This window comes from Microbacterium sp. C5A9 (assembly GCF_022627955.1).
Lineage (GTDB): Bacteria > Actinomycetota > Actinomycetes > Actinomycetales > Microbacteriaceae > Microbacterium.
Genome location: NZ_JABXGD010000002.1, coordinates 651,043 through 666,785 on the forward strand (window position 1 = coordinate 651,043; position 15,743 = coordinate 666,785).

Below are 15,743 nucleotides of genomic sequence, written 5' to 3' on the forward strand. Positions count from 1 at the left end.
ATGACAACGCACACCTTCGACATCGTCGTCCTGGGAGGCGGGAGCGGCGGTTACGCGGCCGCGCTGCGTGCGAGCGAGCTCGGCAAGTCCGTCGCTCTCATCGAGAAGGACAAGGTCGGCGGCACCTGCCTGCACCGCGGCTGCATCCCCACGAAGGCTCTTCTGCACGCGGCCGAAGTGGCCGATCACGTGCGCGACGCGGCTCATGTCGGAATCGCCGCCACGCTCGACCACATCGATCCCGCCGGAGTGCGCGCGTACCGCGAGGGCATCGTCGCCAAGAAGTTCAAGGGTCTCGAAGGGCTTGTGAAGGCGCGCGGCATCACCACGGTGGCCGGCACCGGCCGCCTCAACGCCGACCGGTCCGTCAGCGTCGGCGACGACGTCTACGTCGGCTCCGATGTGATCCTCGCCACGGGCTCGTACAGCCGCACGCTCCCCGGTCTCGAGATCGGCGGTCGCATCCTCACGAGTGAGCAGGCCCTGTCTCTGGATGTGATCCCGGAGCGCGTGCTGATTCTCGGCGGTGGCGTCATCGGCGTCGAGTTCGCCAGCGTCTGGCGCTCGTTCGGCGCCGAGGTCACGATCATCGAGGCTCTTCCCCACCTGGTGCCGAACGAGGACATCGCCATGAGCAAGGGACTGGAGCGGGCTTTCCGTCGCCGCGGCATCCAGTACTCGCTCGGCACGCGCTTCCAGGTCGCGACCCAGGAGGAGACCTCGGTCACCGTCACTCTCGAGGACGGCAAGGAGTTCACCGCCGATTACCTGCTCGTCGCCGTCGGGCGCGGCCCGGTGACGGCGGACCTCGGCTTCGAGGACGCAGGAGTCGCCCTCGACCGCGGGTTCGTGGTCGTCGATCAGGATCTGCGCACCGGAGTCCCCGGAGTCTGGGCCGTGGGCGACATCACCCCGGGGCTGCAGCTCGCTCACCGCGGTTTCCAGCAGGGCATCGCCGTCGCCGAGCGCATCGCAGGCCTCTCCCCCGCGAACATCCCCGACGTGCAGATCCCGAAGGTGACGTATTCGAGTCCCGAGGTCGCCTCGGTCGGCGTGACCGAGGACGCAGCCATCGCCGAACACGGTGCAGACGCCGTCGTGGCGTACGAGTACAACCTCGCCGGAAACGGCAAGAGCGAGATCATCGGCACGAGCGGGCTCGTCAAGGTCGTGCGTCTGAAAGACGGTCCGGTCGTCGGCGTCCACCTGTTGGGCGACCGCGTCGGCGAACTCATCACCGAAGGCCAGCTGGCCGTCGCGTGGGAAGCGCACCCGGAGGACATCGCACCTCTGATCCACGCTCACCCCACACAGAGCGAGGCGCTCGGTGAAGCGTTCCTGGCACTCGCCGGAAAGCCCCTTCACACCCTCTGAACACCAACCGGTGCGCAGTTCACTAAGCTAGTCACGCGTCATTTAACTTCTTGAAGGAGACTCAGTCATGAGCACATCCGTCGTCCTCCCCCCTCTCGGCGAGAGCGTCACAGAGGGTACGGTCACCCGCTGGCTCAAGCAGGTGGGAGACACCGTCCAGGCGGATGAGGGCCTGCTCGAGATCTCGACCGACAAGGTCGACACCGAGATCCCCTCCCCCGTGACCGGTGTGATCGAGGAGATCCTGGTCGCTGAGGACGAGACCGTCGAGGTCGGGGCTCTGCTCGCACGCATCGGCGACGGCAGCGCCGCGGCGCCGGCTGAGGATGCTCCCGCAGCAGCCTCGACCGAGGAGCCGGCGGCTCCGGCCGAGCAGGCCGCACCCGCTCCGGCCGCGGAGCCCGAGGCCCCTGCCGCGGAGGCACCCGCCTCGGAGGCACCGCAGGCCGCACCCGCCGGTGACGCGAAGGACATCGTCCTCCCCGAGCTCGGCGAGAGCGTGACCGAGGGAACCGTCACCCGGTGGCTGAAGCAGGTCGGTGACAACGTCGAGGTCGACGAGGCGCTCCTCGAGATCTCCACCGACAAGGTCGACACCGAGATCCCGTCGCCGGTCGCCGGCGTCCTCCAGGAGATCGTCGCCGCCGAGGATGAGACGGTGGCCGTCGGCGCCGTGCTCGCCCGCGTCGGCTCCGGAGCAGCTCCGGCCGCCGCTCCCGCTCCCGCAGAAGAAGCTCCCGCAGCAGCCCCGGCGCCGGCGGCAGCCCCGGCTCCCGCCCCGGCAGCAGCTCCCGCCCCGGCTGCAGCACCGGCACCGGCAGCGGCTCCCGCCCCCGCAGCTGCACCGGCACCGGCAGCAGCTCCCGCAGCCGCTCCGGCCCCAGCTGCGCCCGCTCAGTCCGAGCAGAAGCTGTCGCTTCCCACCGAGAGCGACAACCTGTACGTCACCCCGCTCGTTCGTCGCCTGGCGTCGCAGCAGGGCGTCGACCTCGCGAGCGTCACCGGCACGGGCGTCGGAGGACGTATCCGCAAGGAAGACGTGCTGAAGGCCGCCGAAGCGGGCGCATCGGCACCCGCTGCCGCTCCTGCAGCACCCGCTCCGCTCGAGACCTCGCCTCTCCGCGGGACCACGCAGCCCATGTCGCGTCTGCGCAAGGTCCTCGCACAGCGCGCGGTCGAGTCGATGCAGCAGACGGCACAGCTCACCACGGTGGTCGAGGTCGATGTCACCGCTCTGGCCGAGTACCGCGACAGCGTCAAGGCGTCGTTCCTCGAGAAGACGGGCGACAAGCTGTCGTTCCTGCCGTTCTTCGCGCTGGCCGCCGCCGAGGCGCTGCGCGCCTTCCCGATCGTGAACTCCACGGTCGACGGTGACCAGATCGTCTACCCGGCGACCGAGAACCTCTCGATCGCCGTCGACACCGAGCGTGGCCTCCTCACGCCGGTGCTGCGAGACGCCGCATCGAAGAACATCGCGGAGATCGCGCACGAGATCGCAGACCTCGCCGCGCGCACGCGCGACAACAAGCTGAAGCCCGACGAGCTCGCCGGTGGCACGTTCACGCTGACCAACACCGGTTCGCGTGGCGCGCTGTTCGACACGCCGGTCGTGTTCCTGCCGCAGTCCGCCATCCTCGGCACCGGCACGGTCGTGAAGCGTCCGGGTCTGGTGAAGGTCGGCGGCAGCGACGCGATCGCGGTCCGCTCGTACGTGTACCTCGCTCTGTCGTACGACCACCGCATCATCGACGGTGCCGACGCTGCGCGCTTCCTCGGCGCCGTCAAGGCGCGCCTCGAGTCGGCACAGTTCGCCGCCCAGCTCGGAGCCTGACAACAGCATCATCTCGGCTGGTCCGCGACGTCGTAGGCGTCGCGGACCAGCCATTTGTCTTCCAGGCGCACGAGCACGAGCATCCGCTCACTCCCCGCCGGCGCGTCCGTCTCACCGCTCTCGCCACCGGAGACCCGGACCACCGCGACATCGCCGTAGGCATCGACGAGCGCGATCTGCTCCTTCCCGCCGTCGGTCTGCGTCGACGTCACGTCGCGTACCGCGGAGGATCCCGGCACCACCGCCTCGACGCACGCATCGTCGCCTCTGTCCGCGCACTCGCGGATCAGGGAGAGCAGAGCCGTCGCCGCGTCCACCGGATCGCCGAGCCCGGCTCCCCCGGGCGTCGGATCCGGCGAGCTCTCCGGTGTCCCCGTCGCTGCCGCCGCAGGCTCGGATGGCGAGGCCGTCGCAGCCCCGCCTGCGTCCTCCTGCCCCGTCGTGTCCGCGGCGACGGCAGGATCGATCTTCTCGCCCGAACCATCTGCCGCCGGTGATCCACCGGTTGCGCCGCCCGGCCAGAGAAGGCCGCCCACGAGGATCACGGCGGCGGCCCCGCCCGCCACGATGAGGCGACGCCTCGGGCGCGACGGTGCCGCATCGGCGTCCACGCGTCGTGCACCGGGTTCCTCTGCCGCCGAGCCGTGTCCCCGAGCGTCTCGCCTCGCGGCGGTGAGCCGCAGACGCCCCGCGGCGATCACTCGCTCCACTGCGCGCAGCGATGCGAGCGCGGCGGCTCCGATCGTCGGGAGCAGTCCTGACAGATGCCGGGGCTCGCCGTCGCGTGCCGCGGCTCGCGCCTCGCGTCGGGTCTCGAGGGGCGTCACCCGCAGGCTCCGCACCATCTCGATGTTCCGGACCCGCTCAGGTGCGTGCGTGTCCCGACGCAGTGGACGCGGCGCCGCGATCGCATACAGCTCGGCCTCCCAGAGCCGCAGCTGCCGGGACGGCACGCCAGGACGCTGCACGTCCTTCTGCAGCCCGTCTCGGATCGATGCCAGCAACCGTGCGGAGGTGCGATCGACGGCCCCTCGACGCACTCCGTCGACGACCCTGGCGGCAGCCGCACGCGCGTCATCGCCGGCACCGATGACGAAGAGAGGACGCCCGTGGTCGGAGAGCCACCATTCCCCTGCTTCGGTCCCCGAGGCTGAGCGCCCGAGCTCGTCGAGGCCGCGCAGGAGACTCCCGACGAGGGTGCTCGTCTCGCCCGGCGAGAGCACGTCGGCGGCGGCCTCACGTCGACCGAGGAAGACGGAGACCCTCTCGGTGCACCAGGGCAGCAGCACATCGTGACCGACCCCGCGACGCACGATGTCGACCGGACCAGCGACATGCTCGTCACCCGCGTGCGCCCACCCGGCCCATCCGCCGAGCGCGTCAGCATCCACCGATACGGCCACCGACTCGCGATCGGTGACGAGCGTGCCCGCGTAGGGACCCTCGTGGGGATCGAGGAGCCGGATGACCCTGTGGGCTCCCGGTACGAGCAGGACAGTGTCATGGTCGGCGTCCGCGCTGTGCATCCATCCATCACACCCTCCGCACACGCCGCGGAGAGCGCATCCTCCCCCGATGTGCACCGATTCCCCGCGACGCCCGGTCCGTGCAGAAGCGCTGCGGTGCGCCGAATCCGCCTCACGCGAACGACGTCATGAACACCCCGGGCAATCGGTAGTCTTAGAACCATGGCAAACCGCACGTCCGCACCCGAGAAGCGTCCTGGGTTCTTCTCCCAGATCAAGTCCCTCTTCAGGTTCACCCGCGAGGTCTACCCGTGGCTTCCCTGGGCTCAGATCGCCCTGCTGGTGCTCGGCGTGCTCGTCGGCCTCATCGTCGGCTACCTCATCCCGCCCTTCCAGGTCTGGACTCTCATCCTCTGGGGCATCTCCGGACTCATGCTCGGCGTGCTCGGGTCGATGTTCCTGATGACCCGCCTGTCGACCTCCGCGATGTACCAGAAGATCGACGGCAGGCCCGGCGCGGCAGGGCACGTCCTGAGCACCAGCCTCGGCCGGAACTGGTCGGCGACCGATGCCCCTGTCGGCATCAACCCGAAGACCCAGGACGCGGTCTATCGCACGGTCGGCCGCGGCGGCGTTGTCGTCGTGGGCGAGGGAGCTCGCGGCCGTCTGACCCGTCTCGTCAACGACGAGCGCAGCAAGGCCGCTCGTGTGGCCCACGGTGTGCCGGTCACGGTCCTCTACGTCGGACACGGTGAGGACGACGTGGCGATCGCCGACCTGGCGAAGACGATCAAGAAGCTCCCGAAGGCGATCGACAAGGCCACGATGGGCGCCGTCCTCCGTCGCATCGAATCGGTGTCGCAGTCGATCTCCTCGCTTCCGATCCCGAAGGGCATCGACCCGACGAAGGTCCGCGCTCAGCGCCCGCGCTGATCCGGTCCTCCCGACGCACGAAGCGCGGCCGCTCTCCTCGGAGGGCGGCCGCGCTTCGTCGTTCACTCGGACAGGGGCTGACGCGGGAGCCGACGCACCTTGGCACGGCGCCGACGGCGCTCGGGGATCATCGAGCGCATCTCGTCGAGCTTTCCGAAGCAGAACAGCCGGTCGTCGGCTTCGAGGACGACGTGCTTGCGCGGGTTCGGGATCACGGTGACTCCGCGGTGCAGAGTCAGCACGGTGATGTCGCGCTCCCAGAGACCCGCCTCGCCCAGCGTCTTGCCCACGAGGTCGACGGCGCCGTGCACCATCAGCTCCGCGACTCCGTAGCCGGTCGAGACCGTGAGGCGCTGACGCACATCGATCTCGGGGAAGGCCACCTGACCGGCGATGTAGTCGATGATCGCGCCGGCGACGTCGAGCTTCGTCGCCGTCTCGATTCCCTGCAGACCCGGCGAGGAGTTGACCTCCATCACGAGGGGGCCGTCCTCACCCTCGAGCATGTCGACGCCGGCGACGCGCAGGCCCATGATCTGGGCGGACCGCACGGCGGCACGCTCGTAGACCGGATCGAGCTCGATGGCCTCGACCGAACCGCCGCGGTGCACGTTGGAGCGGAACTCGTCGCCCGCCGCCGACCGACGCATCGCGGCGACCACCCGGTCGCCGACGACGAGTGCCCGGATGTCACGTCCTCGGCTCTCGGAGATGAACTTCTGGATCAGCACGTTCTGCTTGGTCGAGTGCAGGGTCTCGATGATCGCCTCGGCGACCTTGACCTGCGGTGCGAGGATCACGCCGATGCCCTGCGTGCCCTCGAGCAGCTTGATGACGACGGGCGCGCCGCCGACGCGTTCGATCGCGGGGCGCACATCGGCACGGTTGCGCACGAAGGCCGTGGGCGGCATCGCGATGTTGTGCCGGGAGAGGATCTGGTTGGCGCGGAGCTTGTCACGCGCGCTGGAGATGCCGTTCGCCGTGTTCGGCGTGTAGACGTCCATCTGCTCGAACTGACGCACCACAGCGGTGCCGAAGTACGTGATCGAGTTGCCGATGCGCGGGAGTATCGCGTCGTAGTCGCTGAGCTGACGCCCGCGGTAGTGCAGATCGGGTTCGTCCGCGGTGAGATCGATCGCGAAACGCAGCGTGTTCAGCACCTTGACGGTGTGACCGCGCTGCAGCGCGGCCGCACGCAGTCGTTGGGTGGAGTACGCCTGCGGCGCACGGGAGAGCACTGCGATCTTCACGGGGATTTCCTGCCAGGATGGTCGGGTGAGCAAGTCATCCCATTCAAACACTCTTATCGGGTGGCGAGAATGGGTGAGCCTGCCCGATCTCGGCGTCGACTGGATCAAAGCCAAGATCGACACGGGAGCACGCACGTCTTCGCTCCATGCTTTCGATATCCACGAGTTCGAGCGCGACGGCGCGTCGTGGGTGAGATTCCAGGTCAAGCCCTGGCAGGACAGCCAGGAGGACTCGGTCGTGGTCGAGTCGCCCGTGCACGATCGTCGCGAGGTGCGGAGCTCCTCAGGCCATGCGCAGCGCCGCTACGTCGTGGAGCTGCTCATCCGCCTCTACGATCGCGAGGTCCTCGCCGAGGTGACTCTGAGCAACCGCGACGAGATGGGCTTTCGGATGCTCATCGGGCGCGAGGCGCTGCGTCAGGGATACGTCGTCGACCCGGCGCGCTCGTTCGTGGGCGGCCGCGCTCCGCGCGAGGCGCGTCGGCGCAACCGCGGGAAGGACTGACTCCGCTCAGGCGCGGATCAGCACCAGGCCCGAGGCCTTGTCGTGCAGGCCGCGCTGATCCGCATCCCAGATGACGGCGGGGATGACCACCACGATCAGCAGGGTCCTGACGATCGGTCGCCAGAGGCCGACCCAGCCGCCGGAGAATCGGACGACTCGCATGCCGAGGATCCGGTGGCCAGGGCTTCCGCCCGCCGTGGGAATGAACAGGATCTGCAGCGCGGCGAACACGGCGAGCGGGGCGAACTGGGTGAGCCCCGCCTCGGAGGGCAGCGCGAACTGATCGAAACCGAGGAAACCGGTCGCGATGATCGTCGCCGCGGTGTAGTCGATGAGGAGAGCGCCGATCCGGCGTCCCGGTCGGGCGATGCTTCCGGGTCCCGCCTCCGGCATTCCGAGTCGTTCTCCGGGGTACGTGTTCGCGGCATCCGTCACGAGACAAGCCTACCGGCGCGTAACATCCCCGAAACAAAGTCGATACCGTGGGGTAACGCCCTGCACGTACTGTGCACAATGGCCGTGAAGCCATCGATCCGCAATCCAGGAGTCGTACATGTTCAAAGATTCGTCCGAGGTGCTCGCCTACATCAAGGAGAACGACGTCAAGTTCCTTGACATCCGATTCACCGATCTTCCTGGTGTCCAGCAGCACTTCAACATCCCCGCCTCCACCGTCGACGAGGACTTCTTCACCGACGGCCAGCTGTTCGACGGCTCCTCGATCCGCGGCTTCGCGAGCATCCACGAGTCCGACATGCAGCTCATCCCTGATGTCACGACGGCGTACATCGACCCGTTCCGCGAGGCCAGCACCCTCGTCATGATCTTCGACATCTACAACCCGCGCACCGGCGAGATCTACTCGAAGGACCCGCGTCAGGTCGCCAAGAACGCCGAGAAGTACCTCGCGTCCACCGGCATCGCCGACACCGCGTTCTTCGCCCCCGAGGCCGAGTTCTACATCTTCGACGAGGTCCGCTACTCGGTCACCGCCGGCGAGAGCTTCTACAAGGTCGACTCCGAAGAGGCCGCGTGGAACACCGGTCGCGAGGAAGAGGGCGGAAACCTCGGAAACAAGACCCCATACAAGGGCGGATACTTCCCCGTCTCCCCCGTCGACAAGACGGCCGATCTGCGCGACGACATCACGCTCAAGCTGATCGACGCGGGCTTCATCCTCGAGCGCTCGCACCACGAGGTGGGCACCGCGGGCCAGCAGGAGATCAACTACCGCTTCGACACGATGGTGCACGCGGCAGACGACATCCTGAAGTTCAAGTACATCGTCAAGAACACCGCAGACCAGTGGGGCAAGACCGCCACGTTCATGCCGAAGCCGCTCTACGGCGACAACGGATCGGGCATGCACACGCACCAGTCGCTGTGGAGCGACGGCAAGCCGCTGTTCTACGACGAGGCAGGCTACGGCCAGCTCAGCGACATCGCTCGCTGGTACATCGGCGGAATCCTCGCCCACGCGCCGGCGCTGCTCGCCTTCACGAACCCGACGCTGAACAGCTACCACCGCCTGGTCAAGGGCTTCGAGGCTCCGGTCAACCTGGTCTACTCGGCCGGTAACCGTTCCGCCGCGATCCGCATCCCGATCACGGGCTCCAACCCCAAGGCCAAGCGCATCGAGTTCCGCGCGCCGGACGCCTCGGGCAACCCGTACCTCGCGTTCGCCGCGCAGCTGATGGCGGGCCTCGACGGCATCAAGAACCGCATCGAGCCGCACGAGCCGGTCGACAAGGACCTCTACGAGCTTCCGCCCGAGGAGGCCAAGAACATCCCCCAGGTCCCGAACTCGCTGCTCGACTCGCTCGAGGCTCTGCGTCAGGACCACGCGTTCCTGCTCGAGGGCGGTGTCTTCACCGAGGAGCTCATCGAGACCTGGATCTCCTACAAGTACGAGAACGAGATCCTGCCGATGGCTCAGCGCCCGCACCCGTTCGAGTTCGAGCTGTACTACGGCGTCTGATCCCAGACACTGAGAAGGCCCGGTTCCGTGCACAGGCGCGGGACCGGGCCTTCGTCGTGCGTCGGGGTTCCCGAGAACTGGAGACGACTCGTGCGCGCGGTCAGGACGCGCGGTGCGCGCTGCCGACGGCCATCTCGACGAGGCTGGCCGACGCAGACTCCGTCGGGATAGGCCTCCGATCTCCATCGTCGGCCGATCGACGCGCGGAGACCGAGAGGAGCACCCCGGCGAGCACGAACGCGAGGGACTGCGTGTAGCCGGTGCCGGGGGCGACATCCCAATGACCGCCGGCGATACCGAGCCACAGGATGTACTCGGTCGGATAGCTCATCACGAAGACGAGGAGCGCCGCGATTCCCGCGATGACGCGGGGGCCACGCCCCCGGGCGACGAACAGAGCGAGAACGCACAGGCCGAGTGCGCCGAGCCAGAGCAGCTGCAGAGTCACGAGATGACCCGGCTGATCCATGGCGCGCAGACAAGCCTCCGTCGTCTGGTCGCCCCCGCAGGACGACCAGGCGTCCGCGGTGACCAGCGCCCCCGTCGCACCGATCAGCAGCATTCCTCCGGCGGCCGACCAGGAGGCGATGCCTGCGACCCGCGTCATGGGGCTGTCCCCGTCATGAATGGCTCCCTCGGTCGACGTGCAGCCCACGCTACCGCGAGGCCTCCAGATCGAGCACCCACTCGTTCACCGTCAGCTCTGCGCCTCGGAACGTCTCGGTGAGGGTTCCGGCGAGGGTGAACCCGCTCCGACGGCACAGCGCGTTCGAGCCCGCGTTCGACTGCGACGGGAATGCCGTCAGCATTCGTCGACCGTCGCGGTGCGTGCGGGCGTCATCGATGAGCAGGAGCAGAGCGCGCGACGCGATGCCTCTCCCCTGCGCCTCCGAAACGACGAACCAGCCTGCCTCGAGCGCCGGCGCGTCTCGCCACTCGGTCTTCCAGAACCCGATCCCGCCGACCGCGCTCGATGCTTCGTCCTCGATGGCGAACATCCGCGCCTCGCCCTCGTCCCAGAGGCGCAGATAGCGGGCGTTGCGCTCGATCAGCTGCTGTTCGGTCTCGGCGCCGTTGAGGTGCGCCGTCATGTCGACGGTGTTCGCCGACCGCAGCAGATCGAGATCGTCGGCGGACCATCGTCGGAGCGTAGGAGTGTCCATGACCGAACCCTGCCACAGGCATCCGACACCGGCTCAGCGGATTCGGACGCTCCGCGCCCGTGTCGCGCTTGCTTTCGCCCTGTGCGACTGGTCAACTGAGGGGTCCGATCGAACACAGTGGGGGCCGCAATGCGCCGCAAGCACGACAAGCCGCAGTCGAAGAGGGGCTTCACCTCCGAGACTCCCCCGGCACAGCCGAAGACCGCGGCCGCCGCGATCGCTCGCATCAATCCGTTCATGTACGGGCTTCTGGGTGCTCTCGGCGTTCTGGTGGCGCTGGTCCTGGGCGGAATCGTCAATCAGCTCGCCACCGTGCTGGTCTACATCGGAGTGGCGATCTTCCTCGCCCTCGGACTCGACCCGATCGTCTCGTTCCTCGAGCGCAAGCTCCCGCGCCCCGCGGCCGTAGCGATCGTCGTCGCCGGAGTCGTGCTCGCCTTCGCAGGTGTCATCCTGGCGATCGTGCCGATCCTCGTGGAGCAGGTCGCGAATCTGATCGAGAACGGTCCGCAGATGGTCAAGGACATCATGGCGTCGGACTGGTTCAAGGATCTCAACGCCCAGTTCGGCTCGACGTTCGAGGATGCGGCGAACGGCGTCCTCTCGTTCCTGCAGGACCCGGGCAACCTCGCCGACATCGGTGGCGGGGTCTTCGCGGTCGGTGCGGGGATCGCCGGCGGTTTCACGGGCGTGACGATCGTCCTCATCCTCACGCTCTACTTCATGGCGTCCCTGCGCAGCATGAAGAGCGTCGCTGCGCGCTTCGTACCCGCGTATCAGCGCGACACGTTCAGTGGACTCCTCGACGACGTGTCCGGCGCCGTGGGACGCTACGTCATCGGTCAGGCGAGCCTCGCGCTGGTGAACGGCGTCCTGAGCCTGATATTCCTGAGCATCATCGGCGCCCCGGTTCCCGCTCTGCTCGCACTCATCGCGTTCATCGGATCGATGATCCCGCTCGTCGGTACCCTGAGCGCCTCGATCGTCAATTCGCTGATCTGCCTGATCGTGAGTCCTGTCACCGCGCTGATCGCGTTCGTCTACTACCTCGTGTACATGCAGATCGAGGCGTACGTGCTCTCGCCGCGCATCATGAACAAGGCCGTCGCCGTGCCCGGCGCACTCGTCGTGATCGCTGCGGTGGCCGGTGGCGCACTCGGCGGCATCCTCGGCGCGCTGGTCGCGATCCCGGTCGCAGCCAGCGTCATCATCATCGTCCAGAAGGTCGTCTTCCCGACTCAGGACAGCAAGACCGTGCCGCCGGGAACCCTCAGCGAACGGTGAGGGCGGCGGGCTGGACCCGCACCGAGAAGCTCGTCACCTCGCCGACCTCTTCGCCGTCGATCTCGAACGCCAGCGGTGACGAGAGCTCGATCGTCGCGCGCTCGGCCGAGATGTGCCGTGTCGAGTCGGTGCTCACGGCCTCGTCGACGCTGCCCAGGATGCGACGGATGCCGTTCTCCCAGACGAACGAGCGGACGGTGTCGAGCCACTGCAGCGGACCGTCGGCGCTGACGAGCAGGATGTCGAGCAGACCGTCGTCGAGCACGGCATCGGGGAGCAGGCGGATGCCTCCCTGCACCATGCCGCAGTTGCCGATCAGCATGGTGTGACCGCGCATCTCCTGGGCATCGCCGTCGTCGAGGGTCACGGTGATGTCGGTCATCTCGGTGCCGGCGAGGGCGCGGCCCATCGCCTCGACGTATGCCAGCCAGCCGGCCTTGTCCTTCAGGTCGTCATCGGTCTCGACGAGCATCTGCGCGTCGATGCCGAATCCGACCATGACCACGAATGCGTGCTCGGTGCCGTCGTGATCGACCCAGCCCACGTCGATCTTCCGGGGCTCTCCGTCGCGCACACGGCGAAGCGCCGCGGGGATGTCGTTGAGCGGGACCTCGAGGTTGCGGGCCAGGAGGTTGCCGGTTCCCTGCGGGACGATGCCCAGCGCGGTGTCCGTGCCGGCGAGGGCCTCGGCGACCGCGCGGACCGTTCCGTCGCCGCCCACGGCGACGACCACGTCGCAGCCCGCTTCGACGGCCAGCTCGGCCATGCCGCGGCCCGGATCCTCGACACTGGTCTCCCACCACTCCACTTCCGAGGTGAAGGTGTCGGACACGGCGGTGCGCAGCTTGTCCTCGTCGATTTTCGACGGGTTCCAGATCACACCGAGCTTCGAGATCGTCATGCGCTCAGCCTGAGCGACGGGCGCCGAAAAGGCAAACGACGCGCCCGTGCCTTCGCTGCGGCGAGAGGCGCCGTCACCCATAGAACAGATCCTCGAACGCGCGGCGGGCACGCCGCGTCACACCCAGATAGTCGTCGTCGAGCACGCTTGCGGCACGGTCGGGATACCCGAGCAGACGCCCCACCGCGTCGAGATCACGAGGATCCGTCGGCAGGATGTCGCTGGTCTTGCCCGTGTACAGAGTGATCGCGGAGCGGAGACGACTCGACAGCAGCCACGCGTCACGGAGAAGGTCCGCCGACTCGGACGGCACCAGCCCGGCCTCGACGGCGGCACCGAGCGCCGTGAGGGTCGACGTCGTCTGCAGCGCGGGCACCTCGTTCGCGTGCTGCAGCTGCAGCAGCTGCACGAGCCATTCCACATCGCTCAGCGTGCCCGGCCCGAGCTTCAGGTGGCGCCGGGGATCGACCCCCTGCGGCAGCCTCTCCCCCTCGACGCGCGCCTTGATGCGCTTGATCTCGCGGGTGCCCTGCAGATCGATCGCCGCGGGATAGCGGATACTGTCGGCCAGCTCCGTGAACCGGGCGATGAGCTTGACGCTGCCCGCGACGCCCCGAGCGCGCAGGAGCGCCTGCGCCTCCCAGGAGAGCGACCAGCGTCGGTAGTACTCCGCGTACGCGTCGAGAGTGCGCACCACGGGTCCGTTGCGCCCCTCGGGTCGGAGGTCCGCATCGAGGTCGAGAGGCACCCGGTGATCGGTGAGATGCTCGCGGAGCCCCGCGACGATGCGCGTGGCGAGCGTCTGCGCGCGCTGCGGGTCGACGCCGTTCGCGTCGTAGACGTAGAGGATGTCGGCGTCGGAGCCGAAGCCGAGTTCCGCACCTCCGAAGCGGCCCATCGCGATCACGGCGAAGTCCATCGCGTCGTCTTCGTCGGGGACGATCTCGCGCCGCACGGCGCGGAGCGCCGCCTGGATGGTCGCCTCGGTGATCTCGGTCAACGACCGCGCGATCTCCTCGATCGTGAGCACGTCGAGGACGCCGCCCATGGCGGTGCGCAGCAGCTCACGTCGCCGCAGGGCGCGTACGGCCTGCAGAGCGCCGCCGATCGTCTCGTGACGCGTCTGGATGGCTCGGGCCTCTTCGTCGATCGCAGCGCCGCTGCGTGGCCGCAGGAGGTCGCTGCTGTCGAGCCACGCCACGGACTCCGGGATCCACTCCATGAGCTCGCCGACGTAGCGGGACGACGACAGCAGCCGGGTCAGGCTCTCGGCCGCGCCGGAGGAATCACGCAGCATGCGCAGGAACCACGGGGTGTCACCGAGTCGCTCGCTGATGCGGCGGAAGGCGATCAGCGCATAGTCGGGGTCGCTGCCGTCGGCGAACCAGCGCACCATGACGGGCATGAGATGGCGCTGGATCGTGGCTTTGCGGCTGAGCCCGGTCGTGAGCGCTCCGATATGGCGCAGCGCCCCCGCGGGGTCGCGGAAGCCGATGGCCATCAGGCGATCGTGCGCCTGCGCGGTGGAGAGCGTGCGCTCCTCTTCGGGCAGCGACGCCACGGCGCTGAGAAGGGGGCGGTAGAACAGCTTGGTGTGGATGTCGCGCACTTCACGGCGCACGCTCTCCCACCTCGCCCAGATCGCCTCACCGGAGTCGGCGAGGCCCGAGCTGCGGGCGAGCACCCGCAGGCCGGCCGGGGTGCGCGGCATCAGATGCGTGCGGCTCAGCTCTCGCAGCTGCAGTCGGTGCTCCATGACACGGAGGATGCAGTAGTCGTCGGCGAAGGTGCCCGCCTCGGCTCGGCCGATGTACCCGCCGTCGACGAGCGCATCGAGGCTCTCCAGGGTGCCGCGGGTGCGCAGTCGCGGGTCGGTGAGCCCGTGCACCAGCTGAAGGAGCTGCACGGTGAACTCGATGTCCCGGAGTCCTCCCGAGCCGAGTTTGAGCTGATAGGGGGCGTCGGCCGGGTCGATGTACTCCATGACGCGCTCGCGCATGCGCTGCACGCTGTCGACGAAGTTCTCCCTGGCGGCGCTGGAGAACACCTTCGGCTGCACGGCGGCGACGTACTCGGCGCCGAGGCCGGGGTCGCCCGCGAGCGGCCGCGCCTTGAGCAGCGCCTGGAACTCCCAGCTCTTCGCCCAGCGGTCGTAGTAGGCCAGGTGCGACGAGAGCGAACGCACGAGCGCCCCCTGCTTGCCCTCGGGGCGCAGCGCGGCATCGACCTCCCAGAGCGGAGGCTCCACCTCGATGCCGCTGAGACCCCGCATGGTCTCGCGGGCGAGACGGGTCGCGATGTCGATCGCCCGCGCTTCGTCGACGACCTCCTCGTCGCTCGTTCCCCCCACGAAGATGACGTCCACGTCGCTGACGTAGTTCAGCTCGCGCGCGCCGGCCTTGCCCATGCCGATCACGGCGAGCTGCGTCGCGGCGACCTGTTCCCGCCGCACCGTGTCGGACAGTCGCGTCCTGGCGACCGCGAGCGACGCCTCGAGCGCTGCGCCGGCGATGTCGGCCAGCGCCGCCGCGACATCGGCCAGCACCATCACCGGGTTGTGTGCGGCGAGGTCGAACGCCGCGATGGCAGCCAGATTACGTCGATACGCCACGCGGAGCGCGACCACCGCCGCATCATCGCCCGCTGCGGCGAACCCGTCGTCGGCGCCGATCGCATCGAGCATGCGGCCACGCAGCTCGTCTGCCGAGGGCAGCTCCCGCATCGGCTCGGCGAGCACGGCGATCTCGGCGGGGTGCCTCAGGAAGAAGTCGGCGAATCCGCCCGACGCCCCGAACACCCGCCACGCACTGCGGCGCGCATCGGCGTCACGGAACAGCGTCGCGACGGGCTGCGCGTCACGACGTGCGACGCGCAGCATCCCGTCGACTGCGGCGTCGGGATCGGCGGCGACCGCTCCGTCGAGCAGTGTCGCGCGGTCGACGCCGAGCAGGTCAGCCAGCTCAGCGAGGTTCGCCGCCGCGTCGCTCAGCTCTGCGAACCCGAGCCGCGCCAGGGCCGAGAGGGAGACGGAATCGTCCGAGCGGGCCATGCGCGCGCG

At 68.6% G+C, this 15,743-nt stretch carries 13 protein-coding genes; 6 read left to right on the plus strand and 7 right to left on the minus strand.

Annotated features, from left to right (window positions below; all coding sequences use genetic code 11):
* The gene (gene lpdA / locus HWD99_RS06390; protein WP_241795378.1) at positions 1-1,374 is read left to right on the plus strand and encodes a dihydrolipoyl dehydrogenase; all 1,374 of its coding nucleotides are present in this window, start codon (positions 1-3) and stop codon (positions 1,372-1,374) included.
* Positions 1,375-1,441: 67 nt separating this feature from the next.
* Positions 1,442-3,205 carry a 2-oxoglutarate dehydrogenase, E2 component, dihydrolipoamide succinyltransferase gene (sucB, locus tag HWD99_RS06395; RefSeq protein ID WP_241795379.1) on the plus strand — a complete coding sequence of 588 codons (1,764 nt, stop codon included), beginning with the start codon at positions 1,442-1,444 and terminating at the stop codon, positions 3,203-3,205.
* Between the two features lie 8 nt (positions 3,206-3,213).
* On the opposite strand, the gene HWD99_RS06400 is transcribed toward sucB, so the two are convergent.
* Positions 3,214-4,731: a hypothetical protein gene (locus HWD99_RS06400; RefSeq protein ID WP_241795380.1), complete on the minus strand. Its 1,518-nt coding sequence runs from the start codon at positions 4,729-4,731 to the stop codon at positions 3,214-3,216.
* Positions 4,732-4,893: 162 nt separating this feature from the next.
* Between HWD99_RS06400 and HWD99_RS06405 the strand changes: the two genes are divergently transcribed.
* On the plus strand, positions 4,894-5,604 hold the full coding sequence (locus tag HWD99_RS06405; protein ID WP_241795381.1) for a DUF4191 family protein: 711 nt from the start codon (positions 4,894-4,896) through the stop codon (positions 5,602-5,604).
* A 62-nt stretch (positions 5,605-5,666) separates the two neighbouring features.
* On the opposite strand, the gene HWD99_RS06410 is transcribed toward HWD99_RS06405, so the two are convergent.
* On the minus strand, positions 5,667-6,854 hold the full coding sequence (locus tag HWD99_RS06410) for a RimK family alpha-L-glutamate ligase (protein WP_241795382.1): 1,188 nt from the start codon (positions 6,852-6,854) through the stop codon (positions 5,667-5,669).
* A gap of 25 nt (positions 6,855-6,879) precedes the next feature.
* On the opposite strand from HWD99_RS06410, the gene HWD99_RS06415 reads away from it, so the two are divergent.
* Positions 6,880-7,359, plus strand: a complete 480-nt coding sequence (locus HWD99_RS06415) for an ATP-dependent zinc protease (protein ID WP_308220688.1) — start codon at positions 6,880-6,882, stop codon at positions 7,357-7,359.
* Between the two features lie 6 nt (positions 7,360-7,365).
* Here the strand turns inward: HWD99_RS06415 and HWD99_RS06420 are convergent, their stop codons facing one another.
* On the minus strand, positions 7,366-7,752 hold the full coding sequence (locus HWD99_RS06420; protein WP_241795449.1) for an RDD family protein: 387 nt from the start codon (positions 7,750-7,752) through the stop codon (positions 7,366-7,368).
* 160 nt (positions 7,753-7,912) lie between these two features.
* Between HWD99_RS06420 and glnA the strand changes: the two genes are divergently transcribed.
* Positions 7,913-9,337 (plus strand): type I glutamate--ammonia ligase, encoded by a 1,425-nt coding sequence (glnA, locus tag HWD99_RS06425; protein WP_194764023.1) that lies wholly within the window; start codon positions 7,913-7,915, stop codon positions 9,335-9,337.
* Positions 9,338-9,437: 100 nt separating this feature from the next.
* On the opposite strand, the gene HWD99_RS06430 is transcribed toward glnA, so the two are convergent.
* Together HWD99_RS06430 and HWD99_RS06435 are read right to left on the minus strand one after the other, a co-directional pair.
* Positions 9,438-9,944 carry a hypothetical protein gene (locus HWD99_RS06430; RefSeq protein WP_241795384.1) on the minus strand — a complete coding sequence of 169 codons (507 nt, stop codon included), beginning with the start codon at positions 9,942-9,944 and terminating at the stop codon, positions 9,438-9,440.
* Between the two features lie 49 nt (positions 9,945-9,993).
* Entirely contained in the window at positions 9,994-10,500 is a 507-nt protein-coding gene (locus HWD99_RS06435) for a GNAT family N-acetyltransferase (RefSeq protein ID WP_241795385.1), read from the minus strand.
* Between the two features lie 129 nt (positions 10,501-10,629).
* Between HWD99_RS06435 and HWD99_RS06440 the strand changes: the two genes are divergently transcribed.
* Complete coding sequence (locus tag HWD99_RS06440; RefSeq protein WP_241795386.1) at positions 10,630-11,784, plus strand: AI-2E family transporter; 1,155 nt, start codon at positions 10,630-10,632, stop codon at positions 11,782-11,784.
* Here HWD99_RS06440 and HWD99_RS06445 read toward each other — a convergent pair.
* Together HWD99_RS06445 and HWD99_RS06450 are read right to left on the minus strand one after the other, a co-directional pair.
* Positions 11,771-12,685, minus strand: a complete 915-nt coding sequence (locus HWD99_RS06445) for a diacylglycerol kinase family protein (RefSeq protein ID WP_241795387.1) — start codon at positions 12,683-12,685, stop codon at positions 11,771-11,773. The two genes, HWD99_RS06440 and HWD99_RS06445, sit on opposite strands and share 14 nt — an antisense overlap.
* Positions 12,686-12,758: 73 nt before the next feature.
* Positions 12,759-15,734, minus strand: a complete 2,976-nt coding sequence (locus HWD99_RS06450) for a bifunctional [glutamine synthetase] adenylyltransferase/[glutamine synthetase]-adenylyl-L-tyrosine phosphorylase (protein ID WP_241795388.1) — start codon at positions 15,732-15,734, stop codon at positions 12,759-12,761.
* Positions 15,735-15,743: the final 9 nt, after the last annotated feature.